The following is a 23,254-nucleotide window of genomic DNA, read 5'->3' as shown; positions in this document are numbered from 1 at the left end:
AGGTCTGGGCGGATGATTGGCTATACGGAAGTGATCGTTGAGGCATCAATCTCCACTACCCAATCTTGTGTTAGCTTAAGAAGCTTATTTTCATTCTTATGGAGGAGAACCTCCATACTTCGTTAACGATTGCGAACATGAAGCTCAACCGGTTGTTTCGTAATGCCTCTTAGCTACCTCTCTCCGAGTGACACACCGGTGAAAAACGTCATTGCAATATGGATTCGGGTCGGTATGGAGAAGAATCGCGCTTTGTTCCGCGCAGGGTTATCGGAAAAACCGATAACCGCGGTGAGATAGAATGTCACACATGGAACTTAGACACCTGCGCTATTTCATCGCCGTCGCAGAAAACGGAGGGTTTGCGCGAGCGGCTCGTCTTCTCCACGTGTCCCAGTCCGCTATTAGCGTACAGATACGCGATCTTGAAGAGGAACTTGGAGCATCTCTTTTTGATCGAGAGAAGCACAAAATCCGTCTTACCTACCACGGCGAGCTCTTCCTGCAGGATGCGAAGACTGTGCTAGCCTTCGCCGACGGTGCTGTCGCCAATGTGCAGCGGTCTCTTCGCGGTGAAGTCGGGACTCTGACCATAGGTTTTTTCGCTGGAGGTACTGGGACATGCTTTCCGGCAATCATCAAAGAATTCAAGCGCCGCTTTCAGGACGTGCAAGTTTCACTGGTGGAGATGACGACCGCGATGCATTACAAGGCCTTGCAAGCCGGAACGATTGATGTGGCGTTTACTCGGCCCATGCCACCATCAGACGCGGCTACTTTACACTTCGAACATCTCCATTCGGACCGGCTGAATGCGCTGATACTCAAAAGTCATCCTCTTGCAAAGAAGCGCAGCATTCTTATACGCGAACTTGCTAACGAACGATTCATTCTGCCTGACCGCAATTATTCGCCATTCGCCTTTGACAAAGTGATTTCTCTTTGCGCGGATGCGGGCTTTTCTCCGCGGATAGGGGCTACAACGATGGTCGGCTCCGGCATGGCCGCGCTCGTTGAGGCTGGGGAGGGCGTGGCCATATTGGTGCGCAGTTCGACCATCTTGCATCATAATGAACTGGCGCTAGTTCCCCTCGCCGATCGCACGGCATTCATCGACCTCGTGATTGCCTGGTCACCACAGCGCGAGAATCCTGTGCTTCGTTCGTTTCTTGAACTGGCCCTTAAGATGCGGAAAAGACCCGGACTCAGCCGGAAGTAAGAGCCTCTCTCCCTGGAGTGCTGGAGGTTTCGTGTCCAGTAATTCAGCGAGCCGATCAATTGGCAAGAACAGCCCCAGTCGCTTATTGAAGGGGCCATCCTGCATCGTGCAGGCATCTCAAGGGTTGACGTTTGAGAGACGACAGTTGTGTCTCCCGCCTAGGCGGATAACCAAGGCCACAAGCAAGAGCGACGAAAGAAATTGCAGCCCACCGGGACGACGTACCAGCGCAAGAATTTGGGGCGCGAACTGTAGGCATGCAAGGGCACAGAGAGTGTTCAGGTCTAGCATGTAGGTCTTCCTCGGACGATCTATCAATTGGAGACACAAGAGGGAAGCTGATTGTTCAGGCCGGATTATGCAGGATGGTCAAGAGAACACACCACGCCCGGAAGTATGAGAAGCACCTCATATCTCGTGTTGAGATGTAGCGAGTGCCATATCAAGGGGGCGTCCCCATGAAGGGTTAGTTCAATGGTGCCCGCGAGTTCTTGAAGTATGCTGGCGCTGTCCTTTTATTCGTAGGAGAGGGCCTCGGTTACGTCCTGGCGGACGGCTTTGAGAACTGGGACGATAGCGCCGAGCATCGCTCCTGCGATGGCGATGAGTGCGGCGATGGGCCACCAGACGTAGACGGTTTCCTGATTGAGGCTGGATGGGACGAGGTGCTTCATCGTCCATTGCGTACCGTAGGTGAGCAGGATGCCAGCGACGACTCCGGAGCAGGCTAAGGCGAGGATCTCTTTCAGGAGCAGGCTGAGGATGAGGCCGGAAGAAGCGCCCATGGCCTTGAGGATTCCGATCTCGCGGGTGCGTTCGAGCACGGCGGTGTACATGGCCATATAGACGACGATGAAGCCGACGATGACGGCCACTCCGATGACTACAGCGATGAAGTTGCGCAGCAGGCCTACGCTGTTGACGGTGAGCAGCGAGGTGAACTCTTCCATGGTGTAGATGGGATAGCCGGGCATGAGCTTCTTCAACTCCTCCACGACTTGCGAGGCTTGATCGGGATTGTCGACTTTGAGGTAGATCTGGCTGAGGCGGCCAGGGTTCCCGGTGAGGTCTTGCAGGACGGAGAGCTTGACGGCAATGCGGGTCAGCTTGCCGGATTCGAAAATGCCGGCCAGATGCCAGTCGTGATTGATGAGGTGGATGGGGTCGCCGACGTGGAGGTGTTTCTCGCGGGCGTAGTACTCGTCGACGAGGATGTCGTCATCGCTTTTGAACGGGCCGCCTTCCAGAAAGTGGAAGCCGCCGCTCATTTTGGTGAAGACGTCGAGGTCGAGGCCGGTGATGGTGTCAAAGCCTTCGAGAGGCTGCACGCCGGTGCCCATGGCGAGGACGACGTAAGGCTGCTTCTGCAGAAATGGGATGAAATGATCGGACATGGGAGCAGTGCTGAGCCCGATGATGGAGGAGCCGGGTGGGCGGATCATGATATCCGCGCCGACTCCGCGGGCTCGGCGCGCAGTGGCGTCGAGAGTGCCGTAGCTGACGCCGACGAGGGTGAGGATCATGGTGACTTCGACTGCGATGGCGAGGACGCTGAGGATGGTGCGGACCGGCCGATGCGCCACGTTAGCCAGCACAAAGGTGTTGAGCGAGTTCAGGCGTAGACGCATACCGGGTCAGTCGGCGGCTACGGGCGAGAGGTTTTCTTCGCTCTGACTGCGGAGAGATTGTTCGAAGGTTGCAAGCTGGGCTTCGATGTCGCCTTCGATCCGGCGGCGCTTGATGATGTCTTCGCGATAGCGGCGGAGAAAGTAGTCGATGGTCTCAACGCGAATGCGGATGGAGCCGGTAGGCTTGTTCTCGTCGAGGTCTTTAAAGGAGAAGTAAGGCGTGCCGGACTGTTCGATGATGCCCTCGATGACGCCGTAGATAGGCGCGTCGTGGCCGCACTTAAAGCTGGAAACCTCAAGAGCTACGAGGTTTGGATGGCGCGCGGTGAACTTGGCTGCCCATACCTTGTGGTTCGTGCTGGTGGAGTAGCGGTTCTTCCAGACGTCGGCGATATCGAGCGGATCCTGGATGAGGCCGGCGCGGACTTCGTCGCCGAAGAGGCGATCGAGCAGGTCTTCATCGAGAGGCAAGGTGCTTTGCGAGAAGACGGGATAGCCGAGCTTCTGGAACTCTTCCATGATCTCGTGATTGAGGCCGGGATCGTGGTGATAGACACGGCCGAGCATGACAATGCCGATGCGATCTTCGCGCTCAAGCTGATCGAGGGTCTCGCGAGCCTTGCTGCGGATTTCTGACTCGCAGGCCTGGAGGGCGAGGAAGCCGACGTCGAGGGCGCGGTCATTTTCTTCGCGGCTGAGGCCGAGGATGGGAGCCCATGCTTTGTACATCTGGTCGGCGCAGATCTTGCGGTCGCGTAGGTTGAGGATGGGATCGAGATAGAGGATGTTGTTCTCGGCGAAGATATCGGTTTCCTTGGTGAAGGCGGCTTTGACAGTTTCGGGTGTGGCGGTGACGGTGGGGCAGGCGTTTGAGCCAGTGAGGTTGCTCAGGTGGGTGTGCAGCACGTCATACATGGGGAACCAGATGGCATTGAGGGGCTTTTTGTTGTGCTTGGTGGCCAGCAGGTTGTAGACGTGGGCTATGCCGATTTTGGAAGGGTAGCAGGGGTCGATAGCGCCACGGCTCGCGCCGGCGCGATAGAGTTCGGGGGTGGTGTAGTCGGAGTAGAGGATGTTCTCCGACTTGAGGCCGAGACTGGCGAAGTAGGCATTGAAGAGCGGCGCGTAGCTGTAGGTGTTGAGCAGGCGCGGAATGCCGATGCGGAAGTCTTTGCGGCGCTCCATGAGCGGCACGCGCTCTTTGATGCTCTTTGCCACGAAGAAGCCTTTGCTGCTGGGGATGGGGTCGGCCACGATGTCGACCTGCCGGTGGCGAAAGAAATCGCGGGCGGCGATGTCGACAAAGTTGGGATTGGCTTCCTTCATCTTGTCGATGTCGGCCTTGATATCTTTCATCTCGTCCAGATCTTCGACAGCGCCTTTTTCGCAGGTGGCTATGATGAGGCGCTGCTCGCCCATGCGCAACGGAACTTTGGTCTTGCGCGGCTGAAATTCGACGGGCTTAGGAAGTTCTATGGACTTGCTGGAGCCGGGCGAGAGCTGGATCTGCACGAGAGGCTCGGCCTTGGCTTTGAAAGTGGCGGGCGCGTGCGAACTGCAGCCGCCTCCGGTGCTGCAGGAGGAGCCGTGAGCTTCAGGTGCTGCGGGCAGATTGGCCTGAATGGATTCGAGGCTGGGAAGCTGCGCGGCGACGGCTGCGACCTCTTGTTGTGTGGCAGCGCGGTCTTCGTGGGCTGCGGCGGAGTCTTGTGCTCCGCTCACGTCCACATCGATGAAGGTGCGCAGGCAGTTGTTCTTGCAGAAGTAGCAGCGCGTGTCTTCGTTGCGGGTGGTGTGGTAACGGATGTTGGCGACGGCTTCGATGCCGATGAATGTGGTCTTCTTGCCGTTGGTCCAGAGACGCAGGGCCTCCTGCGCCGCGCCGATAGCTCCGGACTCGCCACAGTGTTCGTGGACGATGATCTCGGGCACTTTGCCGTTGGCGCGGAAGCTGGATTTGATGAAGTCGACCTCGGCTTTGACGACGGCGAGGTTGTTCTGTGTGCCACCCTGCAAGACGAAGCGTGAGCCGAGCGCCGCTAAGTTAGGAATGCTGGCGACGTAGAGGAAGACGTTCTTCGGCAACACGTCAGCGAGACCGGCGAGGATCTCTTCCGAGCGCCAGCCCTGACGCTGGAAATTGACGATATCCGACTGCATGAAGACGGCGCAGCCATAGCCGAAAGAGGGCATGGACTTGGCCGCGAAAGCGATGTCGGCGAACTCTTCGACCTTCATGCCAAAACCTTCAGCGGTGGACTGAAGGAAGTATCCATTGCCGGCCGAGCACTGTGTGTTGAGCTTGAAGTCTTTGACGCGGCCATCTTTCAGAACGATGAGCTTGATGTCCTGACCACCAACATCGACGATGACGTGAGGGTCGTCGTAGAACTTGAGGGCGGACTCGGTATGGGCGACGGTCTCGACGAGTGCGACGTCGGCGTTGAGCACGTCTCTGAGAATGTCTTTCGCATAGCCGGTGGTGCCGACGCCGAGGACTTCGATCGCGGCGCCTTTGCCCTCGACCTGTTCCCGCAGCTTCTCGAACATCTCGATGGTGTCCTGGATGGGATTGCCGTTGGAGAGCTGGTAGGCCTTGCAAAGAATCGTTCCGTCCGTTCCGAGGAGAACGGCCTTGGTGGATGTGGAACCGCCGTCAATGCCGACGAAGCCGGAGACGGTGCTGCCCGAGACGAAGTCAAAGGGGATGAATTTCTTGGGCTTGTACGCGGACTTAAAGGATTCGAACTCCGTCTCTTCGGCGACGAGGCCTTTGCCGCCGGCTGACGCTTTCTCTTCGGCGCGGCCGAAGTCGATGTAGTAGACGAGCTTTTCCGTGCCGAGATAACGGCCTACGCCAGGGTCTTCATCCTTGCCGAACTCGACCGAACCGAGGGCGGCGAAGTACTGCGCGTTCTGCGGGACTTTGATGAGGTCTTCCGGCTTGGAGCCTTCGGGGATTTCGACTTTGCGCTCCTTCCACATGCGCGGGATGTTGGCCTGCCACGCTTCGCGCATCCCGCGGATGAAGCCGTTGGGGCCGCCGAGGAGCAGCACGTGCGGACGCAGCGTATGGCCGCGGGTGAGGACGCTCAGGTTTTGCAGGACGATGGCTTCAAAGAGCGAGGCCATGAGCTCGCTGGGCGGGGTGCCGGTTTTTTGCAGGCCGTTGATATCGGTCTCGGCGAAGACGCCGCATTTGCCGGCGACTTTATGCAGCTTGATGCCCTGATAACCCTGATTGGAAAGCTCGGCAACGGGAATTTTGAGCTTGGCGTTGATCTTGTCGATGACAGCGCCGGTGCCTCCCGCGCATTTGTCGTTCATCGAAGGAATCTTCTTCTTGCGGCCAGTCTCTTCGTCATCTTTGAAGACGATGATTTTGGCGTCTTGACCGCCCAGCTCGATGACCGAATAGACCTCGGGATGAAGCTTTTCTACGGCTAGGGAAACGGCGTGGACTTCCTGCACGAACTTGGCCCCGATCATCTCGGCGATGGTGCCGCCGCCTGAGCCTGTGACGAAGATGCGGGTGTTGGCGGGCGAGATGCCAGTTTCCGCTTCCATGCGGCGCAGAAACTCAAGCACCTTCTCAGGCTGACGCGTTTCATGGCGCTGATAGTCCTGCCAGATGGTGATATCTGTGGCGGCGTCCACGACGATTGCTTTCACGGTGGTCGAACCGACATCCAAACCAACGAAGAATTGCTGCATCGCTTAGTCCCTCAAGAATGAGCCGCCTGAATGAGAAAGAAAGGGCGGCCGTTTAATGTGGTTCTGACGCTCGAATGCGGCGAGTACGTGGATGTTCTCTCGCGCGGCTTGCTTCGGGGATCTCCTGGGGGCGACTAGAGCGCAGCGCCTGCCGCGCTGCACGGCGACTGCAACGACGGCCAAAGCGCTGAGCACTAGAAGCCCGAAGGAAACCCCGAAAGCAATGCGCGTGACAAAGGACATCGGGAACATCGGCAACTCGCTAGGCAGCCTGGGTTTTGGCGGAACGCGGATGATATTTGCGATCGCGATTCATAAGGTCGCTGACGTGAGCGGCGAACTGGGCCGCCGTGCCTGCGACACCTTCACGATGCGGCACTTTGTAGAGCGCGTGCTTGAGCTCCGGATGCGCATCGACATATTCGCGCAGATCGTCCAGAGACTTCCCGGTTTGAGCGAGGACACTGTCGAACTCGGCGCGGGCCTTGGCCTTGGCTTCGGCGAGGGCCATCTGCACGCGGCTGTGAGCATTGACTTCGCCTTCCCCTGAGGTCTCGATGGGAAGGAAGATCATGTCCTTGAACTTGTTGACAACGCGTGACTGAACGCCGTCGGACTGGGTCGAAGGCATGCAGCCGAAGGGCTTTAGAGCAAGCACCATGTGGCAAAGATGGTTGACGGTGTAGTAGACGTTCTTGCCGACTTCCATGTAGCCTTCGCCGCCGCGAGCGAGCTGATGATAGAAGGGATGCGCTAGACGCGAGAGCTCTTTCTGAGGGATCAGGTGATGCGCGGTGTCGCCCATATGGCGAATGGTGCGGTGATAGAAGTAAGTCCACATGGCGCTGCCGGCGCTTAAACCACCGGTCTTCTTGAACAGCTTGAGCTCGTTGGCCATACGCTTCTTGATCTCGTACCACTTAGGGTCTTGATAAAGAGCTTCGGCGTAGGCGCGAGCCTTGGCGCCTTCCTTGGCCACATACATCATGTAAGCGATCCAGGTAGCGATGGGCTCGACGAGTACTTGAGCGCCTTCGCGCTCGAGGAAAGCGAACATGTTGAAGTTGCCATCGCCTTCCGTGGTCTGCGCCCAGAACTCGCCGGTGATCTTGATGACGGGCTTGACACGCAGGCGATCGACTTCGATGGCGTCGATGCGATCGCGGCAGGCATGGAGCGCGCCGACATATTCCTTGCCATAGACATTGTGGACGATCTTGCCCAAGGTGCAGCCGATGCCTTCAATTTTCTTGTTCTTTTCGATATAGGGGCGCGCCCACTTTGGAGCGGCTTCCAGGATGTGCCAGCGCTTACGCCCGCGCAGCGTGTCAGTGAGGGTCTTGACGGCGCTCTGGATGACGCGGTCGGTTTCGCCCTTGGTGACTTCGAAGGGACGGATCTGATAGACAAGCTCGTTGATGACATCGCCGAGATTGAGGGCGTTCAACATGCCCATGCCGAAGTCGACGGAGAACTTGAGGCCAGGCTCGCCGCTGGCCGCCTTGATGCCGTCGGTCTGCTGAAAGAGCAGGACGCGGAAGCCGTCAAAGCCCGCATTCTGCAGCGCGAAACGATACTCGGCTTCGTACATGCCGAAGCGGCAGGGGCCGCAGGAACCGGCAGTGAAGAAGACGTAGTTATCGATGATCTGCTTGCGGGTGAGGCCCTGAGCTTCAAGGCTTTGCAGGTAACGGACAAGATTGCCGACGGTGAAGTAAGTGGGGTTGCACTGTCCGTTGTTGCCGAACTCCTTGCCCGCCTGGAAGTCGGCGACGACGGGCGTGGGGATGTTCTCGCAACGGTAGCCGCTGCCATGGAAGACAGCCTTGATCATCTCCTCGTGCTTCCAGGTGAGGCCTCCGAAGAGGATGGTGACATAATCCCGTTCGGCGCCGGTAAAGGTGCGCTCCACCGGCTTTTTGAACTCGCGCATGCGGGCCAGGCCAGCCTCGGCGCGCAGACGTGAGCGCTCCGCGTCAATGCGTGCCTGTATCTCAACTTCAAAGTCTTTTTGAACGACTTCCTCTACTGGCATCGAACTCTCCTTGGTTTCGAACAGTGATGAGGATCTTCAGAGGGGAAGCGACAGACAGATCCCGCCTGAACATCCGGGGAAAAATGTCACTTACATCCAGGTTGCGGAGCGGGCCCGAGTGTGGAATCGCCGCGTGATCAAGCGCGTCTTCTTCCGGAAATAGTCTTTCCGCAGCCTGTTACATCTGGCCCTGCATACCTTGAAAACCGTGGGCGAGCTGTTTGAAGAAGTACTTAATTACTCGCTGGTCGTTGTAGCACCAGCCGAGGATGTGATTCAGCGTCGAAAAACAGTGCGTCTGACAGGTTTCTTTCTGGTGATCGAGCTGTTTGGTATCGAACTTATGATCGCCGACAACGCCCCAGTCATAGCTTGCCGTGTACATGGGAAAACAAGGCGCAAGCGTACCGTCTACGCGAATGATCATCGAGTTCTGCCCGGCGCGGCAATTCCACGGGAAATGGTTGCCTTTCATGAAGCTGACCATCTGCCACAGCCGAGTATTCGAATTGACCATTTTATAGCCTGAGTCCTGCTTTTCCGTCAACCATTGAATGGTTTCTTCCACAGCCGGCCAGTCGTCCGGAGTGATGTAAGTGACGTTCTGGGCGGCATGCTTGAAGTGCTCGTCCTGTTCGAGGAGGGGCGATTCGTTGATGTGGTAGTCGGTAGCGATGCCGCAGTCGTGTGCGATTTCAGTAAGTTGGCGCACGTCGTCGAGATTGTTACGGCAGATATTGATGTTGAGAAAGACGGAGTAGCCGTAGCCGTATTGCTTGCGGATGAGATAGTCGAACTGCTCGCGAATCGGGGCCAGAGCTTTGGGAAGGCCGGGCTTGAGATCTACGGCGTCGACGGCGATGTTGAAGGTGGAGAGGCCGGCGTCGGCGAGTTTGTCGATAACATCGGTGCGCAGGAGGCGCGCATTGGTCGGAAGATAGATCCAGAAATTATTTTTGGCTGCGTAGTAAGTGATCTTATGGATAAAGTCAGGGCGGAGAAGCGGCTCGCCGCCCATGAAAGCTAGGACGCGGCAGCCGGTGCCATGCAGCCAGTCAACGGAGCGTCTGGCGGTATCTTCGGTCATGCCTTTGACCTTGTTGTCGAACGCCCAGCAATAGTGACAGTCGAGATTGCACTTGAACTCAGTGAAGAGATAGGCGATGAGGGGGTGGAAGTCGCCCGCAGTGATACGGGAGCGGACGTAAGGAAAAAGCCAGCCCTGCATGCCGTGGTAGATCTGGCCGGGGCTCCAATGGCGTTTTTCCGGAGGGCGCCAGTCGGGATCTTCTTCGACGGGGCCCAGGAGTTCCGGACGTTGCGGAAAGACGGGTTGGGGGAAGGTTTGTGGCTCTCCTATGGGATAGAGTCCCATGGGCGGCGCGGGAGAGTGAGTAAGCAGATTATGCAGGGGTACATCGAGACGGAAATTTGCAGTTTGCTCGGAATGTTGCTCGACAGCCATCCGGCCCTCCTGAAGTTTGTATCCCTCTACTTTTACTTTGCGCGCAAGGCAAGTTATTGTCCTGCGTGTACGGGAATAGCCAATGCAAGTTGCTTGCCAGACAGGAAACACTAGCGAAGAGATGGCAAGTGATTGATCTGGTTGTGGATCGTGCAAGCTCGCCAACAGGTGTAAATCACGATGAAATGCCAGCAAATTGACCAAATGCCAACATGCTGGCATTAGTGAATCGAGGGTTTGCCGCTGAAAAGAGCAGCGGTCCTCGATTTGGTGCCACCAAACGGACGTGATTAACATCTATTTGATGTTCGACTCCCGGGCTTTGGTTTTTCAGCGGGGTTCCATCACTTATGGAACAGCAGCACGAAAGCCTTCTATCCATTTCGGATCGCGGCCGCTCGCTAATAGAGGGCGACGGGTCGTTCCTGCGTTTTACGCATTGGTTGAACGAGTGCGATAACGCGGAAAACTTGCTGCGTGATCTTCCTTTCGCACTGCGCAATCTGATTTCCGCGCGGACTTTCCTGGTAGTTCACGATTACGGGTTGCCATTGCCGTCGGGCGCGTTTGTGGACGGCGAGGGGTGGAAGCCGCTGGAGGCTTGCGAGCTTCTACCGGAGAAGCTGTCGGCGTATTTCTGGGCGGACGGGCATTCGTGGCCGCTCGTGATTCCGTCGATTGCGAATGAGACCCGGTTTCCGGATGCGCCGGATGCGATGGACTGGTTCCGTTCGAATGGCGACCGGTCGGTATGCATGGTTCCACTGAGTACGAAGGCACGGCGGCTGGGGCTGATCGGGGTAGGCCGGTCGTTTGAGGACGCCTTCTCTGAAGAGGAAGTGTCACTGTTGGAGACTGCGGCGCATTGCATCTCACTGGCGCTGGATGCGCAGCTGAACTTCGTGGCTTCGGAAACGGCGCGCGTGGCCCTGGAGAACGAGCGGACAAAGCTGCGGCTGATTCTGGACCTGAACAACAGCGTGGCGTCGAACCTGGAGCTGAAGGATGTGATCCGGGCGATTTCGCCGAATATTCGCGACGTGATGCAGCTCGATGCCGTGGCGCTGATACTGCCGACGGGAAGCAGCGGGGCTCCGGAGGTGTATGCATTGGATTTTCCCGATGGCAAAGGATATATCCGGCCCGGCACGGGGGTAGCGAAGGATGGTTTAGCGGCGCAGGTGTTTCGCAGCGGTAAGCCCTGGGTGGGAGATATCCGCTGGGATTCGCAGAAGCACCTGGGGCGCGAACTAGCGCTACAGGAGGGACTGACGGCGCTGTGTCTGCTTCCGCTGGTTCGCTCGGAACAGGTGCTGGGTGTACTGGCGGTGGGGCGGCTGCGCAAGCACTCGTTTACTCAGCAGGATGTTGATTTCATGGTCCAGATCGCGGGGCAGTTGGCGATTGCAATGGATAATGCACTATCGTACCGCAAGATTTCGGAGCTTTCTCACAAGCTGGCGCAGGAGAAGCTATATCTGGAAAATGAGATCCGCAGCGAGCTGAATTTTGAAGAGATTGTGGGCAACAGCGCGGTGCTGCGGAGGGTGCTGCGCCAGGTAGAAGCGGTGGCGCCGACTAACTCCACGGCGCTGATCTACGGCGAGACCGGTAGCGGGAAGGAGTTGATTGCGCGGGCGGTGCATAAGCTGAGCGGGCGCTGCCGCCATCCCTTTGTGAAGCTGAATTGCGCGGCGATTCCGACAGGGCTTTTAGAGAGCGAGCTGTTCGGCCACGAGAAGGGCGCGTTTACGGGAGCGATTGCGCAGCGGATCGGACGCTTCGAACTGGCTTCGGACGGGACGATCTTTCTGGATGAAGTGGGGGAGATTCCGCTCGAGCTGCAGCCGAAGCTGCTGCGTGTGCTGCAGGAGCGGGAGTTCGAACGGCTGGGCAGCTCGCGCACGCTGCATACGGATGCGCGGCTGGTGGCGGCGACCAATCGCGATCTTAACGCCATGGTGGAGAGCCAGAAGTTCCGCAGCGATCTGTTTTATCGGCTGAATGTATTTCCGATCTATGTGCCACCGCTACGGGAGAGGCCGGAGGATATTCCGTTCCTGATCCGGCACTTTGTGCGGCATTTTGGGCGGCTGATGCAGAAACCGATCGAGACGATCTCGTCGGAGACCATGGAGGCGCTGTTGCGCTATCCGTGGCCGGGAAATATCCGGGAGCTGCAGAACGTGATCGAGCGCGCAGTGATCCTGTCGCCGGGCCACGCTCTGCGGGTGGCGATGTCGGACCTGAAACCGCGGGTCACGGAGAACAGCGGCACGAACGGCGGTGGGACGTTGGAAGAGATGGAGCGGCGGCATATCCTGGCGGTGTTGGAACAGACAAACTGGGTGTTTGCCGGTCCACATGGAGCCGCGGCCAGGCTGGGACTCAAGCGTCCTACGCTGCAGTTCCGAATGCGCAAGCTGGGAATTGCGCGGCCAGACCGGCGGTAGAAAGCCGTGCGGGTGAGATAGCCAGTGCGCGATGTCCTCGCAAGCATGATAGAAACAGCCTCTTTCAATCGCATCTGTGACGGATCTGGTCGGCGTAACAACCGCGAAGACCTGGTTCCAATTCCCCTGACATCGACGTTTTTGATCTTCGCGCTATGTCTGGCTGCGATAGGGATTTATGGTGTGCTTGCCTGACCAGCGGTGGGGTTTAAGGTCAGCATCGAGTTGTGTTGGAAGTCAAAGGCACTGCTCCATCGTGATCTACGATCGAGCGAAGATGAGGGCTTGGGGTGGATATGCGTTGGACTTCGCTTAAGCAGTCACATGGAACTGTCGTCAATGCGAGAGATCTAGCTCAAAGCTTGGGAACATTTCCCGGGAAAGTTGGCCAAAAAATGGAAGCAGAGCTGAAGCTTGCTGGATTTGAGCCGACATATGCGATCACTTATTCGAGGGCGATAGATTTTTTGTTGTTTTTTACAGTCTTGTGATGGCAATCTAGTGTTCTTACCGCAGATCAGATTGATTGCTACCAAAACCATGCGGAACCATGTATGTTTTCTTCTTATTGAGCGCGAAGTTTGAGGGTCTGTATCGCGGAGGGAACCTTTGAAGTCTGAGAAACAGAGTGAGGCGATCCGCAAGGGAGCCGACAGAGTACTGACGGAATGTATCCCACTTAGCGCTGGTGATCGACTTACGATATTTTGTGACGCTGAAACCCTCGAATTCGCAGACGCGATTGGCGCCGCTGCGCAACGGCTTAACATACTCGCCGATCGCCGTCTTGTCTCCAAGACGATGCACACAAAAACGGAGGATTCCGACTCCCCTTCTGACGAGGATGAAGAAGCGATTGAGGCCTCGCGAGCAGTAATCCTGTCGTTCGGTAGTCGATCCACGCCAGCACCATACCGCCGCCGCCTCTTCGAATGCTCCGTGGACATGACTCGCTATGTCGCGGTCGTACCCAATGCCACACCGCGACTGCTCGAGTATGGCGTCAATATCGATTACAAAGCGGCAGAGCGTAGATGCAATGATCTTGCTGCCGCCATGATGGTCGGCGACCATGCCGAACTCGTCACTGGAGATAAGGACACGTGGTGCGGACGGCAGTCGCTCCATGTGTTTCTGGGTCGTTACTCGCGTCCGCCGATCACAAGTACAGGCATCCTGCAGCTTGGGACGTGGGGTAACATACCGGGCGGCGAGACTTTCATTGCTCCCCTCGAAGAACGGGCTCACGGAAAATTCGTCCTGAACGGAGCCTTTCGGGGTACGGTTGTGGACCGAAGCGATCCTCTTCTGCTTACCTTCAAGACCGGAGAACTCATCGAGATCCAGGGGCCCGAGAAGGGCGTGAAAGACCTGACTCAATTGCTTCAATGGAAGAAGGTTGCCGGCTCGCGTCCTCTGATCCAGTTGGCGGAATTAGGAATCGGTGTGAATGACGACCTGCATGAGCTCACCGGGGATCCATTGTTCGACGAAAAGATGAGCGGTACTCTGCACATAGCGGTGGGCGCGAACGAGATGTACGGCGGGACCTTGAAATCGAACCTACACGAAGACCTTGTCGCGTGGAATCCAGATTTGACCATCGACGGATATCCGATCCTGCGCTCGGGACAATTTGTTCTCGATCCAAGTCATTGGCGGGAGTCGACCGCTTCACTGCCCAAACTCGGAGACCTTCTTCCAGCCGAGTTCCGGATCGCGAAATCCAGCGCTCATGCCTCTCCCACAAAGAATAAGCGCTTCCGTGTGAAGAGGGACGTGGGCTGGCAACGTATTTGCAGTTACACCATCGGGGACGCGGATGTGGGCAGGCTTCTATGCCTGTTATGGCCGCAGATTCCACCTTATCCCGATACGATCTCTCTTCTTGAGCTGTATTCACAGTGGCATTCGCGAACCGGACTCGCGGATATATCGCAGCTTCGAGGTCTAATCGCTGTTCTGGCGAATCATCGTACCTTGGAATGCTTGGACGCTGAGGACAAAATTTAAGAGGTGTGGACATGGCAAGCTCACAACATGCGGAGTTCCTCCAGACACTCCAGGAGGCCAAACTGAGGCGAAATCGCCCCGTAAATGAACCTTCTTCGGAGGTTCCATTCTCGGTCCACACCCATGACCTGAGACGTCTTAAGCTGAATCTGAAACTCTATACCCCATTTTTGCAGTTAGCTCCGGAGCGGGGTTCGCTGTCGACGACCGAACTTGTCACGAAGCTCATCGAGTATTCGAAAGGGATAAACGGTCCTATGGCTTATCTGACCGACAGACCAGTTTCGAGTGACCTGGCCTCGGATGAGCTCAGGCGTCGTTCCATCGCTATTCTTGATAGCGAAACAATCCGGGATTTTGTTGAAGCAAGAGACAACACGACCAAATATCGTGTACTGGGTAGCGCCCTGGCAAAGTCCCTAGGCTATTTAACGCTGTCTCCTTATCTTCCTGGAAGCACTGTCTCGGGATCCGGCTTCTTTGGCCGGGAGAAGATTCTCGGTCATATCCTTACTGGTAAAACCTTGCGCAATACCACGATTGTTGGCAATCGCCGTATCGGCAAGACCTCCTGCATGCAGGAAATAAAAGATCGATTGAACGATCTTTACGACGCCAAGACGCTTTGCATCGCCGAGTTATACGGCAGTAAGTGCAGAAGCACATGGGACGCGGTTTATGCCATCTTCGATCAAATCGGAGTGCGAATCCCAAAGAACCTGGCAAAGTATGGCGCGATTGCGCCCCGGTTCGTTCTTCGCATGCCGCAGCTACTGCATAACTTTGCTAAACAAAACCAGGTGCAGATCGTGATTTTTATCGACGAGTATGACGAGTTTCTCGCGCGTGATGCCGAGAATGGATACGAATTCACCCACCTGCTTCGGGAAACCGTTATCGAACGAAGCGGGTGCTATGTGGTCATCGCCGGTTTTCGCTACTTGATGCGAGAGCGCACGCTTCATAAGAGCCCGCTCTACAACTTCGCCCCCGAGCAGCAACTAGGTCCGCTGCTTCAGAAGGAATCGCTGGAGATGATCTCGGAGCCCCTGCTGCGCATGGGCATTGATATACCGCCCGATCTTCAGGGGACAATCTATAAGGAAACTCGTGGTCAGCCGGAACTGATCCAGATGTACTGTTCAGCGGTCATCGAAGCATTTGAGGAGAAGAAGCGGCCACCGTCTCCGGCCGAATTGCTACACACGGTCAACGGCAGTCCCGAGTTTCGCAGGACCGTGCTTCAGGCATTCTTTTCCAATTCGACGCCCACGGAGCAGATCATTTGCCTGGAGATGATGAAGCGAATTGGTCACCAGGACCCCAAGAGTTTCGAGTTCCGCATAGACGATATCGAACAAGTACTGTCCGCGTATGGATATGGTATTTCCAATGTGATGATTGAGCTGTTACTCACGAATCTGACCACCGGCTCGTTTGTAGAGGAGGGTCCATCGGGAGTTTACCGCTTTGCAACGCCGCAATTAGCACGCTTTTGCCAGAAAGAGAACCTCGACACGCTACTGACACGCGCGAAGAAGCAGCTTGGGCCCCGGGTGCCTACACCGGATGAACTCGCCCGCGAGTCAGGAATTGCATATTCGGCCGTCAGACCGTAAACCAGAGGAGGCCCCCAATTGATTTCCGAGCGGCGACTAGACTTCCTGTACAAGACAAACCGCGAACGCCCGTTGTTCGTTGCGCTCCTGGGGCCCGCTGCATCGGGAAAATCCGAGTTGCTTCGAGCCGCGATCGATGAGGCCAAAGAGCGGCGCTGGAAAACAATCCATATCGATCTGAGAGGCGCTCGCGAGATCTACAAAGAAGATGAGTTTTACGAATGGCTTGCTGAAAAGTTCCGCCAGCACCAATTCGGTATATGGAAGACTCGGGCTCCTCGGCTGGATTTCACTAAGATTCTCAAGGCAGCCCTTACCAAATCGAAAGGCAACGTGCTGGTCGCAATGGATCACGCCGAAGAGCTCTGTGACCAAAATGCCCGGAGCCTTGTCGCCACGCTGAGAGAGATACAAACCTATGCACCGTCGCAACCCGCATGGTCGCGGCTGCGCTGGATTCTTGCAGGGATTATAAGCATATACGAGCTGCGACGGCAGCATGGTTCGCCCAATCTGCAATTCGCGCTGCATGTGCTTCCGGATATGGCGCTGGATGTTCCGGCAATTATCCGGGGCTATCTGCGCGATGTTGGAAGAACGGCCGATGACGCTACGGTCAGCCTGCTTTGCGAATTGACCCGAGGAGAAGAGCCGTTTCTAAAACTATTAATAGACCACATACCGGCTGAAATTACCCAGGCGTCGGTTGAGGACAGCGTCCGTACCGTCTTGAGAGATGCGACGCATATCCACTGCTTGTTGCGCCCCGTTCAACTCTATCAACTGGATGAAGAGTTCCGGACCACGGTTGACAATCTCCTTGAAGATCGAATCGTCGCTATCCCCAATGCCACAGAAGATATTTGCCAGTACCAAAGGGCGGGCGCCATCTGTGTCGATCCCTTGCATACTCACAAACCTGAGTTCCGGAACGGGCTGGTTCGCAAGTTGCTGTTCGAAGCTTCCAGAACACCGAATACAAGTCCTGAACTGACGCTGCTCAGGGAACTACGGACCGAGGTAAAGCATTGCCGTTCCGTGGATGCAACTTTAAGGGCGCTCAGAAGGGCCTGGGATAACATTGTTGGCGATGACTGCGCTCTCTATCTCTCCTGCCGGGAATCGGGGACTCGAGTGTCATTCGAGTTGCTGGAAGGCGGCATACAACCTGTGGGACTGACTTCGGTGCTCGATGATGAGCGTGTCGCGTTGCTAAATGAAGGCAAGATCGATACTGTTCTGCTGCGTAAGGGAGGGGGAATTTCGACCATCTCTTCCTGGAAGGGCAATGGTTCCGTCTTAAGTGTTGCGAGTCAGCCTTCCAACACCCTGTTCGCAACGATCAGTTCGATGGAGCGCATTGAACTGTGGATGGCGTTTTTGGATGGGCTCTGCGATGAGATCGAGGAAACAGTTCTCCGTGAGCTAGGCCGTTATGTGCTAACACATCCTCCGACTGCTCCTCCCAAAAAGGTGTTCGTATCTTCGACCTTTCTCGATCTGGAGGATCATCGGGCTTACATCATGCATGAGATCCAGCGGCGAGACCTGTTCTTTCGCGGAATGGAAAATTTCGGTGCGGCTTCTGCGAGAACACCCGACTTTATTCGAGAGCAGGTGCGCAGAGCGGATATTTATCTAGGAATTTTTGCTTTGCGATATGGGACAGAAGACCCTTCAAGCGGCGTATCGATGACCGAATTGGAATATGACGAAGCCGTGCGTCAGAACAAGACCGTGTTATGTTATGTCGCCAGTGACGATTATGCAGTCTTGAAATCACACGTTGAAAAAGATCCAGAAAAATTGAGGAAACTGCATGCTTTTCTGGCCAGGGTCAAACGGGATGTCGTGTACGAGTTCAAAGATATCAGCGACTTAGCCCGTCAGGTTTATGTGGACCTTGGTGATCCCGACAAGATCTCTTTGTGAAAAGCGTTTAGAAATCGTGATGATCGTCGATGAGCGTGGCCAAAGGGTGAGGCTCGTCCGGAAATGTCGGGTTTTTCGCGTCTCGCTCGTGGGAATGGCTGGCCTCCTCGGTCTGGGCGCGGAGTTTTGCCACGGATAGCCAGTTGTCTTTGCGAGGCCTGTCTGCGTACCACGGCGGCAGAGGCATGCAAAGATAGTCGCTCAGCGCCTGGGCGTAGCCCTCGTAGAGCGCCCGCATCTCCCGTAGCCTTTCGCTGGAGTGACCGTCGCGGCAGACGCTTACACCGCTTTGGCAGAGCAGACTGTAGAGATGGGCGTAACGTTCGGGGGGAAGCCGGTCGGGCGCATTGTTGACCGGGGCAAGCGAGAAGATTTGTGACAGATCTACGAGCGCGTGGCGGGCCATGGCGAAGGTTAGTTGGGCCTGACGCGCTTCGCGGCCCTCTACGCCTGCAATCAGCAATGCCGAAGTGTCCAGCACTGAGGTCAGAGCGCTAATCCAGCTTTGGTTGTTATGCTGCGAGCGGAAATAGCAGAGCAGGGAATACGAGATATGGCTTTCCAACAGCTCTGCGGACCAGCGTTCCCACTCCAACAGAAGCAGAGACAGGGCGCTATCTCCGCCTTCGTAGGAATGGCGGCGCAATAATTCCGCGGCTGTGGGCGGTGAGCCAGCGCGGGCGTCCAGCAGCGATATGCTCACTTCGCGACGGGAGAACGCGCCGTATAAGACCGGGAAATACCCCATGACGACGGCGAGAAGTCCGAGGCCGGTTCCGGCTTCCATGATGATTAGTTCGCGGGCCCAGGCGCTGCGCGGAACGACATCTCCCAGCCCCAGCGTAAAGATGGTGGTTCCGCTTACGTAAAGATCGGATCGAAATCCGGACCCTTGCGTCGGGTCGGTGAAGGGGCTGCCAAGGCCGTAGAAGATAAGGGCGAAACCCACTATCAACATGCCCGCCCACATGATCAGCAGGAATATCAGAGACATTGGTCCGTAATAGCTGAAAGCGGTCTCTTGCTTGCGGGGATCGTGAAGCCGCTTGGTAAAGAAGACCCAGGGCTTCCAGGTTGCGACGAAGAAAATTCGGGTGAGGCGAAAGCGGCCCGTGGCGCGGCGGGGCAAAATGATGGTCTGGAAGGCGTCCAGCAGCCCGGCAAAGAGACAGACAATACCGACTATCATCGCAACGATTCGCATGGTGTCTTCCGGGTTTAATGCCACTGATTGGCATCACTTCTCTTATTCACTGTATCCCAGCCCATGCTTCCTGCTGCAAGGAGCACAAAAAAGCGGAGGCCAGGGAACGGCCTCCGCGTAGAGAGCAGCAATTGCTGCCGGGTTAGAAGGTGTACTTAAGAGACAGTTCCATGATTCGGCGGCCCGCGCGCAAGGGCACGACGCCGAATTCGGAGTTACTATCCTTGGCCGATTGCTCGGTGGCGCCATTCAAGGTGTTGCTGAGGTTGAGAGCGGTCTCGCTGCCGACTTTGTCGGAACTGGAGAAACTTGAATTGGCATGGTTGAGGAAATTGAACGCAGCCGCGCGGAACTGGAGGTTGCTTGACTCGCCAATGCGGAAATCCTTGGTCGCGGTCAGGTCGGAGTCCGTGAAGGCTGGTGCGTGGATGTACGGATAGCGGTATTGGCCCTGGACGCCGGGTGAGGCAGGCAGTTGAAAGCAGTTTCCGTTGATGCGCTGATTGGGAAGCACGCCAATTGCCGGATTGCAGGTGATATTCGGCATCAAGAGGTAGTCCGGTGTGCCAAGCAGAGCCTGCGCACTCACAGGGGTCAGGTTGGTGGTCTGGTTCAAGCTGCCGGTGAGTCCGAAGTTGGGGCTGAGAATGGACTGTGCGCTCTGGCCGCTCTGAATCTGCGTGATGCCGGAGATCTGCCAGCCGTTGGTGAGCTGGCTGATATACCGGCGAGACGTGAGCTTGCCAAAGTCGTACGAATAGTTCGCGTTGAAGATGTGCGTACGGTCGTAGTCTTCCGGCATGTAGTCGTTGCGAAGGTTGATGGGGTCGGCTGGATTGCCGTTCGCATAGGCGCCGAGTACACCGAGAGCCTTCGAGAAGGTGTAGTTGACGCTAAAGCGGAGTGGTCCGCCTTGCTTTGACCAGGAAGTCTGGAGTGCGTTGTAGTTGGCATAGAGCCGGTGACGCTCGGCTTCGATGTGCTGATAGAAGGGATACGCTCGGTACTGATCGATCTGATGCGTGCTCAGCTGCGAAACTGCGGCAGTCTGCGCGCCTACCTGGGTCGGGATGTTGCCGCCGTAGAGCGAGCCGATGGGCAGAGCGTTCTGATCGTCGAGAATCACCGCGCCATTGGAGCCGTCGTCCAGCAGATGGTCGGAGCGATTTCCGATATAGGCGAGTTCGAAGGTGGTGTTGAAGGGCACTTTCTGATCGACGGCAGCATTGTAGGTATAGACCTGCGGCTGCTCGTTGTCGTTGGGTGTGAATCCATACGCATTGGTGTCCTGGAATGAAGCGGCAGGACCACCGGAGACGGGCGCTTGTGTCTGGCTGATAGTGGAGAGCAGCTCCTTGTTGACGGTCGCGGTACGAGCGCCCTCAGCGGTGGCGATGCCTGTCGTGGCGTCGTTGAAAGAGTCATGTGCACGGTAGACTCCATAACCTGCGCGGACAACCGTCAAGCCATTTCCGCGAGGATCCCACGCCAGGCCGACACGCGGCTCAAAGAAGGCCGCGCGCGTTGCGAGACCGCCCTTGGGAATGCTGGGATCGATGCCGTGCCAGAGGAAGCCTGGCAGCGGCGACAGGCCCGAGTTGTAGCTGCTCGGTTCCCAGACCGGTATGCCCTCGTTCCGGGTGTCTTCCCAGGGAGTCAGGTGTTCGATGCGCAGGCCGATGTCGACCGAGAGCCTTGGGGTTACGCGCCAGTGATCCTCAGCGTAGCCGGAGAGGTTCCAGAAGTAGAGATCGGGCGCGATGTTGATGTTCTGCTGGGTAAAGGTGTTAACGTGGCCTTCGAGGAAGTTCGCAATGGAGTTACCGGCGTTGGTGCCGTCGCCGGTGGTGGGGCCGGTATTGTAAACCAAACCCGCGACCGGGTCCTGGAAGGTGTTGGTGGTGAAGCCGATGCTGTTGATGGTGCCATTTGGATTCTGGAAGGCGTTCACTTCATTGTTGTTGCTCAACTCGGTGAAAAAGCCGATCTTGACGGTATGCGTACCGATGAGCTTGGTGAAGTTGTCGCCGCCGCCACGAATCCACTTCTTGGCATAGATGCCGCCGTAGGAGGTGTCCGGGGTGAGGTTGACGGGCAGGTTTGAGTAGTCTTCCAGGCCAGGGAATTGAAGGTCATGGTTGTTGTAAATGCCGTTATAGCCATAACCAATGGTGGACGAGTCCAGAGCGTTCTGATTATCCGCTACGAAGTCCTGCAGCAGGAACGCGCCCTGGCCATAGAGTTCGTTCGTCATGGTAGGGCTGAGGATGCTGGTGAAGTTGAAGGAGCCGATCTCGGAATTGATGGTGCTCTTCATGCCGCCGCCAGGCAGATTCGTTCCGCCGAAAGTGCCGCGCGGCGAGTAGTACTCGACCTGCGGTACGCCGGACGCGCCGGCTTCCTTGGTGTAGACGATAAAGAGCTTGTGCTTCTGGCTGATCTGGTCGTCGACACGCGCGTGGGCTTCCCACAAATCGTTGTTGATGAGGTTGGTGGTGATCCAGTTGTACGTGCCGGTAGAGGGAGTGTTTGGCAGAGGAAGCGTGCCAAGGAGAGCCTGCACGTTCTTGTCGATGTTTGTGATCTGGCCGTTCTGTAGCGCGGAGCCGTTCGGGCCGGTCTGTGGGATGGCGCAGACAGCCTGGTAGTTGCCGCCCTGGCAGATCGACCCATTGCCGATCGGCTGATAGCTGGAACCGAGGAACTGCTGCAACTGGGTGGCGCTGAAGTCACCGGCGCGCATTCCAGCGGTCGGCACCAGAGCTGTAAGTACGGCGCTGCTGGCGTTGCCGTAAGCGTATACATTTCGCTGCGCGTAGTCTTCCGCACCGACGAAGAAGGTGAGGTGCTTGTCCTTGTTGAAGTTGGTGTGCGGAATCACCACTGGACCACCGAAGGTGAAGCCGGGGTAGACTTCGCGGTCCGGAGCCTTCTGTTGGCCGGTGTAGTTCGAGATCCAGTCGTTGGAGTCGAGCTGGTTGGTGCGGGCGAAGGTGTAGAGCGAGCCATGGAACTTGTCGCCGCCAGACTTGCCGACCGCATTGACAACGATCGGACCATGGGCCGTGTCGGCGGTGAAACTGGAGGTTTGCACCTTCACTTCTGCGACCTGCTCATAGTTGACGTTCTGGATGGCCGCGCCGAAGTTACCGGGGTCGGTGATATCAGCTCCGTCGGTGAGCAGCGCTACGCCATTCAATGGGGTTCCGTTGGCGGCGTAGCTGCCGAGCGCGCCGTTCACAGACACCTGCGACGGATCGTAGGCATAGTTGCTGGTGCCGGTGCTTCCGTTGGTAATGGCGAAACCGGGCAGGGTCTTGAAAAGTTCTGTTACGTCGCGGCCTTCAATGGCGAGGTGCTGAATTTGCTCTGAGTCGATCAGAGCGCTCTGCTCGCCGGAGTCGGTGTTGATCTGTGTGTCAGCGGTTACGGTCACCGACTGGGTTGCGGTTCCGACCGCGAGGTGAATGTCGCGCAGGGCTCGCTGATCGCCTGGATCAAGGTGAATGTTGGTGGCGGTGTATTTTTCAAAGCCATCCGCGGTAATGGTGACCCGATAGTCGCCGGAGGGGACAGAAGGGAAGGCAAAGACACCTGCGGCATCACTCTTGCCTGTGCGCATGTCGTGATTCAGGATGTTTTCCAGGAGGATGTCCGCATTCGGGACCACCGCTCCGCTGGAGTCTTGAACCGTTCCGCTGATAGTCGCTGTGGTGACCTGGGCAAGCAAGACGCCAGGGAGAATAAGAAAGAGAGATAGGATTGCGAAAAATGTTAGCCGTTTCTCGGTCAGTACTCTACCGAGAAGATCGACACGCGCTAGGGGGAAGTAGTCACGTCGTGACATCTGGACTCCTTACTAAGTTGTTATGAGTTCGCCAACCCCCAAACGCCCAAGCGAGCGAGGGAAGACCGCCGTTCTAAACTTCCAAATTATCTACGGGGAGGGAAAATGGTCGATCTACGTACACC

The 23,254-nt window shown here is 56.7% G+C and carries 11 protein-coding genes; 5 read left to right on the top strand and 6 right to left on the bottom strand.

What is annotated here, in order from left to right:
• Positions 1 to 310 precede the first annotated feature (310 nt).
• The gene (locus OHL23_RS11585; protein ID WP_263352042.1) at positions 311 to 1,219 is read left to right on the top strand and encodes a LysR family transcriptional regulator; all 909 of its coding nucleotides are present in this window, start codon (positions 311 to 313) and stop codon (positions 1,217 to 1,219) included.
• 515 nt (positions 1,220 to 1,734) lie between these two features.
• Here the strand turns inward: OHL23_RS11585 and OHL23_RS11580 are convergent.
• The 4 genes from OHL23_RS11580 to OHL23_RS11565 all read right to left on the bottom strand — a co-directional run bounded on the left by OHL23_RS11580 (position 1,735) and on the right by OHL23_RS11565 (position 10,061).
• Positions 1,735 to 2,847, bottom strand: a complete 1,113-nt coding sequence (locus tag OHL23_RS11580) for an ABC transporter permease (RefSeq protein WP_263352041.1) — start codon at positions 2,845 to 2,847, stop codon at positions 1,735 to 1,737.
• A gap of 6 nt (positions 2,848 to 2,853) precedes the next feature.
• On the bottom strand, positions 2,854 to 6,561 hold the full coding sequence (locus OHL23_RS11575) for a BadF/BadG/BcrA/BcrD ATPase family protein (RefSeq protein ID WP_263352040.1): 3,708 nt from the start codon (positions 6,559 to 6,561) through the stop codon (positions 2,854 to 2,856).
• Between the two features lie 262 nt (positions 6,562 to 6,823).
• Positions 6,824 to 8,596, bottom strand: coding sequence for a hypothetical protein (locus OHL23_RS11570; protein WP_263352039.1), 1,773 nt, complete (start codon positions 8,594 to 8,596; stop codon positions 6,824 to 6,826).
• Between the two features lie 178 nt (positions 8,597 to 8,774).
• Positions 8,775 to 10,061 carry a radical SAM protein gene (locus OHL23_RS11565; protein ID WP_263352038.1) on the bottom strand — a complete coding sequence of 429 codons (1,287 nt, stop codon included), beginning with the start codon at positions 10,059 to 10,061 and terminating at the stop codon, positions 8,775 to 8,777.
• Between the two features lie 350 nt (positions 10,062 to 10,411).
• On the opposite strand from OHL23_RS11565, the gene OHL23_RS11560 reads away from it, so the two are divergent.
• The 4 genes from OHL23_RS11560 to OHL23_RS11545 all read left to right on the top strand — a co-directional run bounded on the left by OHL23_RS11560 (position 10,412) and on the right by OHL23_RS11545 (position 18,078).
• Positions 10,412 to 12,514 carry a sigma 54-interacting transcriptional regulator gene (locus tag OHL23_RS11560; protein ID WP_263352037.1) on the top strand — a complete coding sequence of 701 codons (2,103 nt, stop codon included), beginning with the start codon at positions 10,412 to 10,414 and terminating at the stop codon, positions 12,512 to 12,514.
• A gap of 609 nt (positions 12,515 to 13,123) precedes the next feature.
• On the top strand, positions 13,124 to 14,527 hold the full coding sequence (locus tag OHL23_RS11555; RefSeq protein ID WP_263352036.1) for an aminopeptidase: 1,404 nt from the start codon (positions 13,124 to 13,126) through the stop codon (positions 14,525 to 14,527).
• A gap of 11 nt (positions 14,528 to 14,538) precedes the next feature.
• On the top strand, positions 14,539 to 16,146 hold the full coding sequence (locus tag OHL23_RS11550; protein WP_263352035.1) for an ATP-binding protein: 1,608 nt from the start codon (positions 14,539 to 14,541) through the stop codon (positions 16,144 to 16,146).
• Positions 16,147 to 16,164: 18 nt separating this feature from the next.
• Positions 16,165 to 18,078, top strand: coding sequence for a DUF4062 domain-containing protein (locus OHL23_RS11545; RefSeq protein ID WP_263352034.1), 1,914 nt, complete (start codon positions 16,165 to 16,167; stop codon positions 18,076 to 18,078).
• Positions 18,079 to 18,085: 7 nt separating this feature from the next.
• Here the strand turns inward: OHL23_RS11545 and OHL23_RS11540 are convergent, their stop codons facing one another.
• Positions 18,086 to 19,282, bottom strand: coding sequence for a potassium channel family protein (locus OHL23_RS11540; RefSeq protein ID WP_263352033.1), 1,197 nt, complete (start codon positions 19,280 to 19,282; stop codon positions 18,086 to 18,088).
• Between the two features lie 142 nt (positions 19,283 to 19,424).
• A complete protein-coding gene (locus tag OHL23_RS11535; RefSeq protein ID WP_263352032.1) occupies positions 19,425 to 23,129 on the bottom strand; it encodes a TonB-dependent receptor in 3,705 nt (1,234 codons plus the stop codon).
• Positions 23,130 to 23,254 lie beyond the last annotated feature (125 nt).

The organism is Acidicapsa acidisoli (assembly GCF_025685625.1).
In the GTDB taxonomy this organism is placed as follows: Bacteria; Acidobacteriota; Terriglobia; order Terriglobales; family Acidobacteriaceae; genus Acidicapsa; species Acidicapsa acidisoli.
This window is presented reverse-complemented; position numbering and strand designations above follow the sequence as displayed.